Annotated in this window: 10 protein-coding genes and 2 tRNA genes; 7 read left to right on the top strand and 5 right to left on the bottom strand. The window is 47.0% G+C overall.

Annotation, left to right across the window (positions count from 1 at the left end):
- Window positions 1–5: 5 nt before the first annotated feature.
- Window positions 6–2,306 carry a carbamoyltransferase HypF gene (gene hypF, locus PHG53_05030; GenBank protein MDD5380986.1) on the bottom strand — a complete coding sequence of 767 codons (2,301 nt, stop codon included), beginning with the start codon at window positions 2,304–2,306 and terminating at the stop codon, window positions 6–8.
- Between the two features lie 215 nt (window positions 2,307–2,521).
- Between hypF and PHG53_05025 the strand changes: the two genes are divergently transcribed.
- The 5 genes from PHG53_05025 to PHG53_05005 all read left to right on the top strand — a co-directional run bounded on the left by PHG53_05025 (window position 2,522) and on the right by PHG53_05005 (window position 9,405).
- Window positions 2,522–2,594: transfer RNA gene (locus PHG53_05025), tRNA-Ala, on the top strand.
- A gap of 183 nt (window positions 2,595–2,777) precedes the next feature.
- Window positions 2,778–6,002, top strand: a complete 3,225-nt coding sequence (locus PHG53_05020) for a sugar-binding protein (protein ID MDD5380985.1) — start codon at window positions 2,778–2,780, stop codon at window positions 6,000–6,002.
- Entirely contained in the window at window positions 5,983–8,049 is a 2,067-nt protein-coding gene (locus PHG53_05015) for a HAMP domain-containing sensor histidine kinase (protein ID MDD5380984.1), read from the top strand. Before PHG53_05020 ends, PHG53_05015 begins: the two co-directional genes overlap by 20 nt.
- The gene (locus tag PHG53_05010; GenBank protein ID MDD5380983.1) at window positions 8,046–8,747 is read left to right on the top strand and encodes a response regulator transcription factor; all 702 of its coding nucleotides are present in this window, start codon (window positions 8,046–8,048) and stop codon (window positions 8,745–8,747) included. Before PHG53_05015 ends, PHG53_05010 begins: the two co-directional genes overlap by 4 nt.
- Window positions 8,725–9,405, top strand: a complete 681-nt coding sequence (locus PHG53_05005; GenBank protein ID MDD5380982.1) for a response regulator transcription factor — start codon at window positions 8,725–8,727, stop codon at window positions 9,403–9,405. Before PHG53_05010 ends, PHG53_05005 begins: the two co-directional genes overlap by 23 nt.
- Window positions 9,406–9,439: 34 nt before the next feature.
- On the opposite strand, the gene PHG53_05000 is transcribed toward PHG53_05005, so the two are convergent.
- From PHG53_05000 to PHG53_04985, 4 genes are all read right to left on the bottom strand, one after another.
- A complete protein-coding gene (locus PHG53_05000; protein ID MDD5380981.1) occupies window positions 9,440–10,126 on the bottom strand; it encodes an OmpA family protein in 687 nt (228 codons plus the stop codon).
- A gap of 85 nt (window positions 10,127–10,211) precedes the next feature.
- Window positions 10,212–10,997 (bottom strand): OmpA family protein, encoded by a 786-nt coding sequence (locus tag PHG53_04995; protein MDD5380980.1) that lies wholly within the window; start codon window positions 10,995–10,997, stop codon window positions 10,212–10,214.
- 283 nt (window positions 10,998–11,280) lie between these two features.
- On the bottom strand, window positions 11,281–12,333 hold the full coding sequence (locus tag PHG53_04990) for a helix-turn-helix domain-containing protein (protein MDD5380979.1): 1,053 nt from the start codon (window positions 12,331–12,333) through the stop codon (window positions 11,281–11,283).
- Window positions 12,334–12,402: 69 nt separating this feature from the next.
- Window positions 12,403–12,882, bottom strand: a complete 480-nt coding sequence (locus tag PHG53_04985; protein ID MDD5380978.1) for a hypothetical protein — start codon at window positions 12,880–12,882, stop codon at window positions 12,403–12,405.
- A gap of 248 nt (window positions 12,883–13,130) precedes the next feature.
- Here PHG53_04985 and PHG53_04980 point away from each other — a divergent pair.
- Together PHG53_04980 and PHG53_04975 are read left to right on the top strand one after the other, a co-directional pair.
- Window positions 13,131–13,206: transfer RNA gene (locus PHG53_04980), tRNA-Pro, on the top strand.
- An 88-nt stretch (window positions 13,207–13,294) separates the two neighbouring features.
- The gene (locus PHG53_04975; GenBank protein MDD5380977.1) at window positions 13,295–14,125 is read left to right on the top strand and encodes a hypothetical protein; all 831 of its coding nucleotides are present in this window, start codon (window positions 13,295–13,297) and stop codon (window positions 14,123–14,125) included.
- The last annotated feature ends 100 nt before the right edge of the window (window positions 14,126–14,225 follow it).

The raw sequence follows: 14,225 nt of genomic DNA, 5'->3' as shown, positions 1-14,225 counted from the left end.
TCGTATCACCAACCGCTATTCACGATTCTGGCGGCGATCGCCGCTTGGCCTACAGATATTCCCCCGTCATTCGACGGGAACTCTCGGTTAAATAATACGCAAAAATTATTTTTCTTCAAGAGTTTAATTAAACAGTTTGTCAAATATCGGTTACAAAATACCCCGCCGCTTAGCGCAACCGTGTCTAACTTTTTACTTGCCCGTGCTTCTTTGGCCATCTCCAGCAGGGCGGTGGCAATGGTGTTGTGGAATTTCGCCGAGATGACTCCGCCGTCGGTTCCTTCCTTAATATCAGAAATTATCTGTCTTATCATTTTACACAAATCAATCTGAACCGGCTCATTGGTTTTTTTGATAAGCTCGAAGCCGTATGACGCTTCGATGCTGTTTTCTGCAATTGCTTCAAGGGCCATCGGAAGCTGTGCTTCGAAATGATTGTATGCCCCCAACCCGACCATAGCAGCGACCGCATCGAAAACTCTGCCCAAGCTTGAAGTTTGCATGGTGTTTACCTGTTTTTCAATTTGCTCTGATATAATCTGTTGTTTGCTTGTGTCTGACTCAATTTTGTCAATCAGCCATCTGAATTTCTCCAATTTGAAACCGTCTCCGTAAGTTTTTTTCAGCAGCCCAAGCAATGGTCTTATAGCTTCTTTGCTTGCTTTGTCCGCGCCCGCCAGTGGATAATAAGCTAAATGTCCAAATCGCTCAAAATTCTCCAGCGTCGCTATCATGCACTCACAGCCCCAAATTGCTCCATCTGTCCCGTAGCCCGTACCGTCAGCTGCAAGCCCGATGGCCGGTCCTTCCTGCTCGTGTTCAGCTAAAACCGATGCAATGTGTGCCCAGTGATGCTGGACCTGGATTGTCTTTACATCCAGCATCGAAAGGGCGTATTGAGTTGATAAATACCCAGGGTGAAGGTCGCAGACCGCAACTTTCGGCTCGACTTCGAACAGCTTCCGCAAATGCTCGATTGAGTTGATGTAGTGATGATGGACTTCTGCGTCTTCGAGTTCGCCTATGTGTTCGCTGCATATAAGCTGATTCTGTTTTACAAAGCAGAAAGTATTTTTCATATCAGCCCCGGCCGCAAATATGTCTTCCCTGCAGCTTTCTTTTATCAGGACTGGTCCCGGCACATATCCTCTGGCTCTTCTTAAGGGGACCGCTTGTTCGTCTACAAAATGAACTATCGAATCGTCAACCTGTCGATGAATCTCCCTGTCGTGCATCAGAAAGGCGTCCGCAACGTTGCCGAGTTTCTTAAGTGCCTGCTCATTTTTGCAAATCAGCGGCTCATCGGACATATTTCCGCTGGTCATCACCAGAATTTTTATACCCTCGGCGAAAAGCAAATAGTGCAGGGGGGCATAGCAGAGCATAAAGCCGAAGGTGTTGACGCCCTCTGTAGCCGATGGTGCTATTGCTGAACCGTTCTTCCGAGGCAGCAGCACAATTGGGCTTTGAGGGCTTTTTAATTCCATCTCAGCCGATTCGCTCACAATTGCGTATTCCTTTATGCTTTGAATTGAAGCCGCCATCATGGCAAATGGCTTATGGTCTCTTCTTTTGCGTTCTCGTAGTCTCCTTACTGCCTTATCATTAAGCGCATCGACAGCCAAATGAAACCCGCCGACTCCTTTTATCGCCACAATCTTTCCATCCAGAAGTAAACGCGCAGTTTCAGCGATTACCTTCTCGGTTTCTATTGTTTTCCCATTTGCGTTTGTCAGCCATATTTTCGGTCCGCAGGCTGTGCAGGCAACCGGCTGGGCATGAAAACGCCGGTCAGATACGTCCGTGTATTGAGCAGCACATTTGTCGCACATCTCAAACACGGACATTGTTGTATTGCATCTGTCATAAGGGATTGTTTTAACTATTGAATATCTCGGTCCGCAGTTGGTGCAGTTTATAAACGGATACCTGTACCGGAAATCTTTTTTATCAGCCATTTCCGCAAGACAACCTTCGCACACAGCCATATCTGCTGTTACCTGCGACAGAGCTGTTCCTTCGGATTTGCTTGTTTTGATTGTGAATTTCTCTTCGCCCTCTACCGTATTTATATCGGTCGCTTTATATGATTTTATCTCCGCCTGGGGCGGCTTGTCCCTGCCCCGCAGCCGTCCTGAAAATTCCACTATTTTCTCTTTTGTTCCCTGTAATTCTATTGTTACCCCCTTCGTGTTGTTATAAACAAAGCCGGTAAGTCCTAATTGGCCGGCTATTTTGTACACAGCCGGACGAAACCCGACTCCCTGCACCCGTCCCGTTATAAATATTCTTTGTCTTTTAATCAAAACCTCGATTCTGCCTTTCTAACTGCTTTTATACGAACCACTTATATAAACAGTTCTCCGGAAACATTATAGTTTGCTGGCGTCGGCAGGGCAATTGTTCCTTTTCCAGTGCTGACTTAGGCAGGGGATAGCGTCGATAATTTTATTTGCCTTAGCCCCGTTTTTCTGCTACCATTCATCAATAATAAATTACAAATAATGAATAATAGATTGCCGGGGCCATAGCTCAGTTGGGAGAGCGCTTGCATGGCATGCAAGAGGTCGCGCGTTCGAATCGCGTTGGCTCCATTTCCCCAACCTCTTTATTTATAAGCATTTGTTCTTTGTTGCCCATTCAGGCGGCAGCTCAGTTTTGATTTAAAAAAAATGTAAAAAGGACAATATCGTAACAAAATGGTAACATATATGCCTTATAGTAACATTTGCTGAAATAACCATTTATTGCAAATGTTATTTGAAAGGAGAATGAATATGAAAACGTTGAAAATTATGACAATTATGTTTTTGCTTATATTCGGCTTGTTGAGCACGGTAGTAGCAGCCAAACCCGCAAGTGTTATGCTGCGGGAGGGTCTCTATGCTGAGGAGGTCGAAGGCAATATTGATGCAGCGATGGAAATTTATGAGCAGATAATTAAGGATAAATCTGCGTCGAGAGAAAATGTGGCCCAGGCGCTTTACCGGCAGGGTATGTGCTGTCTGAAAAAGAAAGATGATGCCGGGGCAAAAGCGGTTTTTGCAAAGCTTACAGCCGAGTATGCCGATCAGACCGAGATTATTGGGAAGGTAAAACCGCTTTTGGATGATTTGATGAATTATGACCCGGCCGATTTGATGCCGCCGGGAACCCTCGTATATGTCGAGCTTGGAAGCCCCGGCGAGCAGATTGAGACTCTGCTTAACATGCTTAAGGGAACGCCTTTTGAGAATCCGCTGGCCGCAATGGGCGGTGGTAATATGCCAGGTGCCGGTGGCGGTCAGAAATCACCTGCGGATATCTTTGCTGCTCTTTTAAATCCGAGTATGATGGCCGAATTCAAAAAAATAAAGGGTATGGCTGTAGGTGTTACGGCTATCAGACAAAATAATCCACCTGCAGTTGCCGTATTGTATCCCGGCAAAAGTGACGCCTTGCGGGGTCTGATTATGATGGCATTAAGTATGGCTGGAACACCGGGCGAACCGCTCGAAGGTATGCAGACCCTCAACATTCCAAATTCGGCGGCAGCAGCCTACGATGACAAGGTGATTATCATTGCTCAACCGTCTGAACAGCTCAAGTGGTGTGTCAAACAATACAAGGGTACGGCTTCCGAGCCGACACTTGCTTCCAGTAATAAGTCGTTCGCAAAAATCAGCAAAAAACAGAGGCAAAGCAACGTGGTGACCGTATGGGCAAACGTAGACGAGGCCTATACGCAAGTCCTCAAGACCGGACAGAATCCGCAGGATATCTTTAAGGCCAATGCAATCGCTGATTTTAATAACATTGATGAATTTATCCTGACGGTTTCTATTGAGCCGAACAGCCTTGTCTCTAAGGCCAACGTGTTGTTTAAGGATGGGCATCACTGCATTGCTTACGATATTATTCGGACTCCGAATATAAACAAAGCTGCACTTGAGTCAGTGCCTTCGGAGGCAATAGCCCTTGTGAGCGTCGCATTGAGTCGGGACAACGTCGCCCAGGTTGATACAGTAAGAGAGAAGATTCAAAACGTCACGGGCCTCGATATCGGACGCGAAATTTATGCCAACATTGAGCAGGTCACGATTTTTGCTATGCCTGCCGATGGAAACTCCGCAGGTTGGGGTTCTTTTTCGCCTGCTTGCCTTGGTCTGGCAGTTACCAGCCACAATCCTGAGCAGACGCGTCAGATTCTTGCAATGCTGCTTGGAACTGTCAATGCGATAAATAATAATCAGTCGTCTGGCTCTGTGGACGCCAACGCCGGCAAATTTAAAATCGGTATGGAAAGCGGCAAAGAGCTTTACTGCTATATGGAACAGGTCGGGAATACTACCATTCTTTCACTTAATCGCGGTGTAGTCGATGCCTCTATTGCTGCGGTCAAAAGCAAAAACAGTGTTTGCACCGCGGGACCATTGGCACCGGCTGTGAACAAAATCTCACCTACGACAAGCAAGCTCGTCCTGGTTAATGTAGGCGGCGCAATCCGCATGGCTGGTCCGGCGATAAACATTGGGTCCCTTAGCGATGAACAGCGTAATCAGATGAACGTTGCTATAGAGCAGCTTGCCCGTTCTGCAGACCGCACGACCATCGAAATCCGCACCGATGAGCAGGTTAATAGCTTTGCTCTTAACACGAGCATAACAGCGATACCTCCTCTCAATGAGGTATTTGGGCCGGTTTCGCAAATCGCAGGTATAGCCAATCAGGTCAAGGCAGTAGCCAAATCCCAAAAATTACGGGGGACGATGGCCGCTACAATTATGCCTGCGGCAACACCGCCGGTAATTGATGGCAATGAGGATGATGTCTGGTCTGTTGCGCCGGTATACAAACTTAAAAACGTAATCTACGCGCCGCCATCCTCGCCGAACGATATTGCAGCCGACTTCAGGGCAATGTGGGATGCTGATAATCTCTACTTGCTTGTTGATGTGACCGACGATTCGCTTGTCAACGACACAAGGCCGGATCAGGCTGTAACCCTACCGACCGGTTCGACTAATATACCGTGGTGGTATGATGACTGCGTGGAGGTCTATATCGATGCCGGCAATAGCAAATCTAATCAATACGGCAGCGAAGACGCGCAGTATCACTTCGATTGGGATAGAACCAGCCCCACGATGGGCAGGCATAATGAGCATGGCAGAATGGAAAATATCGAATTTGCTATGAAGACGATTGAGAAGGGGTATCGCACCGAGATAAAATTCCCTTGGGCAACCTTGGGGAAGAAACCTTCTGCAGGGTCTTCGATAGGTTTAGACGTCCACGTCAACGATGACGATGAGGGCGGAGAACGTGACACCAAAATTACATGGTGTGATAAGCAGGACACCGCCTGGAGCAATCCACAGGCCTTCGGAAACGGCGAATTGGCTGGTATCGTCGGCTGGTGGAAATTTGATGAAACCGAAGGCACCACAGCCGCGGACGGCAGCGGAAACAATCACAATGGAACGCTTATCGGCAACGCCAAATGGGCACAGGGTAAAATCGGCGGTGCAATCGACCTGGACGGGAAAGGTAGTTTCATCCAGATTGCCGACAAATCAGCTTTTAATATTGCCGGCCAGGTTACTGTCGCCTGCTGGGCGAATATTCGCTCCGTGCCTTCTGAATATATGGCAATCGTAACAAAAGGCGACGGCTCCTGGCGATTGTCCACCGCTCAGCAGGGAAGAAAGTTTCATGGCTCCGTTAACAACTATAATAGTATTGTTCTGGATGGCTCGACCGAGGTCACGGCTAACGAATGGCATTATGTTGTGCTGGTCTACGACAACGAGGAAGTGCGCATCTACGTTGACGGCAGGCTCGATGCCGCGAAGCTCTGGAAAGGTGGAATTGCTGTAAACGACTTTGACGTTCTTATTGGCGAGAACGCTGAACAAAAGGGCAGGTCTTTCGACGGATTAATTGACGATGTCAGAATATATAATTATGCCCTTAAAGATTCTGATATAATGGCTTTGTATAATGAGAGCGCGAAACAATAGTATTATGAGGGGCAAAGCCAAAATAGATGGTGGCAATCAAATGCGGTGGGTAGTATTGCTGCTTGCTGTGGCAGTGATACTGCCCACCGTCGGCTTATTGTGGTTTATCATTCAGGTCGTGAATAATGAGCGTCTTGCTGTTCGCCAGAAGCTTACCACAATTTACAAAGAACGGCTGGAAAAAACACTTCATCAAACCGATGCAAGATTGTCCAAATATTATGAACTTTTGGACAGCAAAGAAATTCAGACGCACCCGTATCAAAAAAAATCTCTTGCGATTGGGCATGTCGCAGGTTTTATTGTATACGATGCTGATGGTCGGCGTGTTTACCCGCTTGTTTCTTCTGAGATAGATAGTGCCATTGAGTCTTCAGCGGAGTTTAAGGACGCTTGGGAGCTTGAGTTTGTCGAACACCACTTCGCACAGGCTGCGGAGATTTATGACCGTAAAGCAGCGTACGCCGACGACAGTGTTCGTCTCGCCGCCCTTATAGGCAAAAGCAGATGTTTGGCAAAACTTGAAAAACCCGATGAGGCTATTGCTGCCTGTAAGGAGGTTGCCTTTAGTCCTTTGGAAAAAACAGCCGACCCAACTGTTCTGGTTCTTATCGGAAACGCCAGGTTATTATTGCTTAATTTGACGCGGGATAATCCTGCTTATAACGAATTATTTAAACAGACATTACAACAGTTGGCTTCGATGCTTTATTCGGTGAACAACGCCGGGTTTGCATTGCCGGCCGACCACAACCTGTTTCTTGCTCAGTCCCTCGTCGGCATTGCACGCAGTAAAAATTTGCCTGATAATGAGAAGAATTTTAAGTTGCCTGATTTTGAGAGATTGATCGCTATTGAAGAATTGTCTATCCGGGTATCTGAAACCTTCCCGCAGGCCGACACCCTTGAAAATGTAAAAGAGAATAAGCTTAAATACCTGCCGCTCGAAGGCCGGGTTTTATATGGTATTTATCACAAAACCAACGGCATTTCTGTGCTGGCCCTGTTGTCCGCAGAGAATATTGTGTCGATTTTCGCTAACGTTGGAACAGAGTTCAGGGATTCTGATGTTGTTTATAGAATAGTGGATGAGTCCGGCAGGTTTGTGGCAGGTGCAGATAAGCTTGAGGATGAACCTTTTGTAGCAGTTGCTCTTGGGCAGGATTTCCCGGGCTGGAAAATTGCGCTGGCCTTCAAAGCCGGGGACGTCTTTGAAAAAGCGGCAAGCAGGCACATTGCTGTTTATGTCTGGACGGGTGTCCTTGTTATTGTGTTAATTCTCCTTGCAGGCGGTTTTGCCGCGCAGGCTGTTAGAAAACAGATAAAACTTAACAAGCTCAAAAATGATTTCATAGCCACGGTTTCCCATGAATTGAAAACTCCTTTAGCTTCGATACGTTTGCTTGTGGATACGTTGCTGGAAGGCAATTATAAGGACCAGCAGCAGGTTACGGACTATTTTCATCTGGTTTCAAAGGAGAATGAAAGATTGACCCGCTTGGTCGATAACTTTCTGAGCTTTTCGAGGATGGAGCGGAACAAGCAAACCTTCGCGATGACATGGGTAAATCCTGCGGACATTGCACGGGATGCTGCCGAGGCCATAAAGACTAAATTCAACGCAGGTCGGTGTGATTTTCAAACCCAAATAGCCGACAATTTGCCTGATGTGTTTGCTGACCATGATGTAATGGTTACGGCCGTCGTCAATTTGCTGGAGAATTCCTACAAATATTCTTATGATGATAAGAAAATCGAGTTAAAAGTTTTCTCAGAGGACAATTTTGTTTGTTTCTCGGTTAAGGATAACGGAATAGGTTTGAATCGCAGGCAGATAAAAAAAATATTCGACAGGTTCTATCAGGCGGATACTTCTCTCGCCCGTCGGGCCGAAGGTACCGGTTTGGGGCTGTCTATCGTCAAATTTATCGTTGACGCCCACAAGGGCACAATTTCCGTCGATAGCGAGCCGGGTAAAGGAAGCACTTTCACTATAAGATTAGCTGCTAAGCCGTTAAGCACGGTTGATAAAGAGGTTGCTCAATGAAAGATGTGCTGATTATTGAAGATAATCTAACTATGCTGCGGGGTCTCAAAGACAACTTCGAGTCAAAGGGCTACCAGGTCAAGACAGCCACTGATGGTGAGTTAGGCCTCAAGGCCGCAATGACCGGAAAACCCGACCTTATCATTCTTGATATTATGCTTCCGAAAATGAATGGTTACGAAGTGTGCAGTCAAATCCGCAAGCAGAATCTCGATATACCTATCATAATGCTGACTGCCAAAGACCAGGAAAAAGATGTTGTATTAGGATTGAATCTCGGGGCGGACGACTATGTTACAAAGCCATTCAGTATAAAAGTATTGATGGCTCGGGCCGAAGCGCTTAGGCGCCGAAAAGACAAAGAGCCGCCGGTATATAAATTTGGAAATTGTGCCCTGGATGTTATCGAAGGTGTTTTTACAAGGGATGGAAAAAAGGTTAAACTTACGCCCGAGGAATTCAAACTGTTGCATCTGTTTATTAGAAGGTCCGGGGAAACCCTTATGCGAGGGGAGATACTTGGCGCCGTGTGGGGCCAAAGTCACTTTATTACTGTTCGGGATGTCGATAATCTTGTTAACGCCCTGCGGGATAAGATTGAACCCGACCCGGACGACCCGACATATATTTATACCGAAGAGATAGTGGGCTACAGGTTTGAAAGGCCGCAAACTAATGGAAACGATTCTGATAGTTGAAGATGACCACACTATGCTCCGTGGACTGAAGGATAACTTCGAGTTCAAAGGCTATCACGTGCTTACGGCAGCCGATGGTGAAGAAGGGCTCAATGCCGCTCTTAACAAAAAGCCCGACCTTATTATTCTCGATATTATGCTCCCGAAAATAAATGGGTATGAGGTTTGTAGGCTTATTCGCCAGGAAAACTTGGATATGCCGATAATAATGCTGACCGCCAAGGGAGAGGAATCGGACATAATTTTGGGTCTCAATCTCGGTGCAGATGATTATCTTACTAAACCTTTCAGCATAAAGGAGCTTTTGGCGCGGGCAGCGGCATTTTTGCGACGGAGAAAACAGGCAAAACGGGATGTTTATGAGTTTGCAGATTTTAAGCTTGATGTCCCGGCGAGAACGCTGACGCGTAAAGGCAAAGAAATTAAACTGTCGCCGAAAGAGTTTAGTCTTCTGGAGTTGTTTGTCAGAATGCCGGGCAGGGCACTTACACGCGATGAAATACTAAATAAGGTCTGGGGTTATGACTCTTTTACGGGCCAGCGCGGCATCGACCGCTTCATCACCACACTTAGAAATAAAATAGAATCAAATCCGCACAATCCGGTTTTCATACGCACGATAAGGGAAATAGGTTATAAATTCGAACCCCCTGAATAACATACAGAATTAAGTCTGACAGCAACTTATACGGCTATATTCCTCGTGGGACGATGTAAATCTCAACCCGCCTGTTCTGCGGCGTGCCGACCATATTCGGCTCATTTGGCACAATAGGCCTGTATTCCCCGAACCCGCGCACACTTACCCGTTCAGGGATAATGCCGTTGTTTGTCATAACATTAAATACCGATATCGCTCTGTGAACTGAAAGATGCAGATTCGAAGGATGCTTGGCGAGGGTTGCAGGGTTTAAGATGGGCTGGTTATCGGTATGGCCGGCAATTATAATATCGAATTCTTTTGCCTGCTCCGTATTTAGGATTTTGCACAGAGACTTGAGCATCTCTGCTCCGGCAGGTTCTACCTCGGCGCTTCCTCCCGCGAAAAGGCTACTCTTGAATTTGACGGCGCTTCTGTTCGGCTCGAAGGTGACAAGTTCGTTGCCCCTGGCCCAGCTCTCGAGCATAGAGATAAGCTCTGCCGGCAGTGGGGCGGCGCCTGGCAGCTGTTTTCGCATCGTCTCTATTAATGTGATTTTATTTGCGAGATCTGCTTTGAGAACGTCGTTTTTCTGCTGTAGGTTATCTGTTGTAGTCTGCAGTTGACTTTCAAGCTCTCTTGTGTGTTTTTCCTGCTTGGAGTTTTGGAGTTTGAGGCTGATCGCAATCGCCGAAGAAATGAGCACAAGAACAATAGCCGCGACTAATCCGAGCCGCATTTTGTCATCCTTTCAAGCAAGTCGGTCTATAACTTCTCCGGCACGCAGCATTGTCCGCCCATCAAACGTCTTCGCGATAATCAGATTACATTCCCTGTGGGACGATATAAATTTCAACCCGCCTGTTTTGGGGATTACCTTTTTTGTTGGGTGCGTTCGGTACAACCGGCCGGAACTCACCGAAACCGCGCACGCTCATACGCTCCGGGGTTATATCGCTGTTTGACATTATATCCATCACGGATATTGCTCTGTGAGCCGACAGGTGCCAGTTGGTCGGATGTTTTGCGCGGGTATCAGGCTTGCCGATGCGGATATCGTCGGTATGGCCTGCAATTATAACATCAAATTTTTTGCCCTGTTCCGAATTGAGGATCTTGCATAGTGCCTTGATTACTTCGCTGGCCGCAGGTGCCACGTCGTCACTGCCGGGTTCAAAAATCAAATCGCTCTTAAATTTGACTATCCCTTTGCTTGAATCATACTCAACCATTTCCTTGCCTTTGGCAAACTCCTCAAGCATAGAGGTTAGTTCCACCGGCAAAGATGCCCCGCCATGGAGCAATTGATTTTGCATCATGGCAATCAGTTCCTTTTTCTTTGCAAGGTCTTCTTCGAGGGCGGCAATTTTTTGCTTCAGCGCGCTTACCTCTACACCGCCGCGGCCTTCAGCAGTATCGAGTTGTCTTTTTAACTGGTCAAGTTCGACCTTGGCGGTTTGTAGTTCACTCTCGAGCTCGGCTATCTTTTTTTGCTGTGTCCTGTTTTGCACTTTCAAATCTTTATGCTGTTGTTCTGAAACGCAGCCATTTGCCAACAACACGACAAAAGTACATAAAACAAAAAATACCGAAAGTCTAACACTTCTCATAGTTCTATCCTTTCAACCGTCCTATAAAATATACAAATTCTTTATTTGTAACTTCTTACAGCCGACCAAATCTTTAGTCTTTAGACTATGCCAATAAACTAAACCTATTTGTATTTGTCCGTCAAGAACAAACTTTCAAATTTATCCGCCTTCGGCGGAATATATGCTGCCGCCGTCGATGGTTTTGGGGGCTGAAAGAGAAGTATTGGTTGGTTTTTTGCGCAAAAAAACAGCCCTTCTCTTTACTCAGGAAGGGCCGAATGAAATTGACCTTTGAGAATTTTTATTCGCTTTTGTTTTCCGCTTCCGGTTCTGCCGGAGGAGCTTCTTTGCCTTTCTTGGATTTCTTTTCCTTCTTGGCTTTCTTTTCTTTTTTGGGCTTTTCGGCTTTGGGCTTCTTTACTGCTGCTTTGCCCCCTTTACCTTTGCTGCCGAGCATAAAACCCACTCCGGTTATTACGCCCGATGCCGCAACGGCCCCAATCACGATATACCATATTAGCCTTTGTATTGCTGTCAGTACTGAAGGCATCATATTATTAAAACCCGCCACCGCCACTATCGCAGTGTAAATGATAGCCAGCAGCGGCAAAAAAAGCATAATTCCTAAAGCGTTACTTATCACATCCGGCGCCGGCTCTGCATAAACTTGATATGCTTGGCCTATTACTGCTGCTTCCGCCCCGGGTTCTGGTTCGGCAATCCCTGTGTCAGGTATCAGTTGTTCCGCCTCGGCGGCTACCTCCACCGCTGAAGCTTCAGATCCTTCTTTTCCCTCTTTTCCATCTTCGCCCTCGGGGGTGTAAATTTCATCGAGAATACCGCCTAATGAAGTGTCGTCGGCCTGCAGCGAAAGGTCTAACAATCCTGAACCGCTTCCGAAGGTATCGAGATTTACGTCTCCTTCGATTTCTTCCAGCGATGCTTCGCCGGCCCCAGCCTTAGTGCCTAATGTATCGTCTAATGCCCCGTCGTCCGGTACGACTTTTGTTTCACTCAGCGTATCGTCTGCCAATTTGTAATCCTCGTCTTCTTCCCCGAGGACATCGGTCCCTTTGCTGGCCGCAGCGGTGGAATCCGCCCCAGGCAGTGAGAATTCGTCCTCTGGCTCAGGTGCCAGAGAAATTTCTTCGTCTGGTTCCTGTTTTGCTTTGGCTGGCGCCTTTCCCATGCTTGAGTCCGACATCAGTGCTTCGACCTCAGCGACCTTGAACAGCAGATTCGGGCCGTCACGGAACTCACGCAGTCTGCCCTGCTTGATTATCTCTTGTACTTCTTCCTCTGTTTTATTGAGTTTTGCGGCGACCTCTTGTAATGAATAAAACATACCGGCCATATTTACCTTCTCCTGAATTTTTGTTCTATCTTATTGGAAAATTCCAAAATTTATTAAACTGTTCCTGCCTCACTCGTTGGGCTCATTGACTTCTGCAACGTTCGGTTCTGCAGCAGTTACTTCTGCTGTATTTACAGCCGAACTCGCTTGTTTTTCGTTTACCTGTTCTTTCGATTGCTTGCCCAATGCTTCCTCTTCCAGGAGCATCCTGACCTGTTCCGGCTTCGGTTCAGCCGTGTTGTACTGTTTCAACAGCTTGTCGTGTTGCCAGCTTCGGGCTGCCAGCAGTCTCAGCCGGTTATGGGCCGGACCCATGCTGTTTAGCTCGTATATCCACAGCGTCTGCCCGACTGTATCCACCATCGCCAGCCCGTACTTGTCCCGTTCGAGTTGAATGGGAACCACCATAATTTCGCTGTTGCTGCCGGCTTGCAGTTCCGCCTGGGCGTTCGCCGGCGAGCCGAGCTTGCTGCTTGTAAAAAACAAGGCCAGCACACCCAGAACAATAAACGTCGGAAGCGCCCACTTTTTTTCAATTCTGGATATCATAAGTCTTTAGACTCTCACCCCAGAAACAGCTTAAACATCATTATATCTTAATTTTTATGCAAATGCAAGCTATTTTTGGCGCAAATTGCCCCAAAACCGCCCTATAAACCCGCTTTTTAGTGTTTCTAAGGCACGTTTTTATTGCACTAAGGGCTTCTTTCATATACAATGTCCTCGCTTATCTTCGGCAAAACCGAAGCTCGGCTGATGGCTGTTTTTACCTTTTTTTCGGGTTTATCCGCCTCTGGCGGGGTGTAGCTCAGCTTGGATTAGAGCGCCTGGTTTGGGTCCAGGAGGCCGCTGGTTCGAATCCAGTCACCCCGATTCTCCCTTGACTAATACTTCCAAAAAAGTATATAATAATTTTTGTCTTTGACTGGGGGCGAAAGGCGAGAGAGAAGGAGAAACTCAAATGAAGAGGAGGTTGATTGCCTTTTGTGTTGTGACGGCGGTGGCTTCTGTGGCCTATGCGTTGCCGGCGGATAACTTCGACGACAATTCGATGGATACGTCTCTGTGGTATCTTTATCAGGATGATCCTGAATATGGCTGGATAGAAGAAATCAACCAGAGGCTGGAAATGCGAGCCGCAACAGGTGCGAGCGATGGAGTCGCCATTTATGCTGCCAATGGCTGGGGACTTCTACCGACGAGTGATTTTTCTTTTAAGATTTATTTCCACTTCAGTGCAACTTCCGGACCTATAGACGCCGACGGGAACATTGCGCTCGGTCTCGCTAACGGCGGCTATAGTCGTTTTCGCTTCGGAGGGCTTACACGCCTTGAGATACAAGCTGGTTGTTCGATTGAGGGAGATGGTGCTCATCCATATTTTGACTACTACAACTTCATCACCGAAGAATCCTCAAAGGACAGGACCACAGACGATGGAACTCTATATATTTCCTATGATGCCGGCGAAGACGAGTTATATTTTAGTGATATTGGCTATTGGGCGGCTGATGCCTGGATTACTGTTCCGGATTTGCTGAAGGGTAAATGGGGCGGCAATGTTGTCTTCCCATACCTCAGCAATTCGCCAGCCATGGCGATGGATTCTGGTGATGCTTATTTTGACAACTTCGTTGTCGATAGTGGAACATTTGCCCCAATCTGCGACTATGCACTCGCTGGCGATTGGAACAACGATTGCAAACTTGATTTTCGTGATTTTGCAATAATGGCTTCCAACTGGTTGATAGATTGCTCAACCGACCCAGGTGATCCAGCCTGCGCGAAATAAGTGATCAGTATAGCTTTTACTTAATGACCGTCAGTCTATCCTCCAACTCCTCAATCTCTTTGCATTTTTTGACGGCTGTGGTTTTTATGGAAATTATCGT

The organism is Phycisphaerae bacterium (genome assembly GCA_028714855.1).
In the GTDB taxonomy this organism is placed as follows: domain Bacteria; phylum Planctomycetota; class Phycisphaerae; order Sedimentisphaerales; family Anaerobacaceae; genus CAIYOL01.
This window is presented reverse-complemented; position numbering and strand designations above follow the sequence as displayed.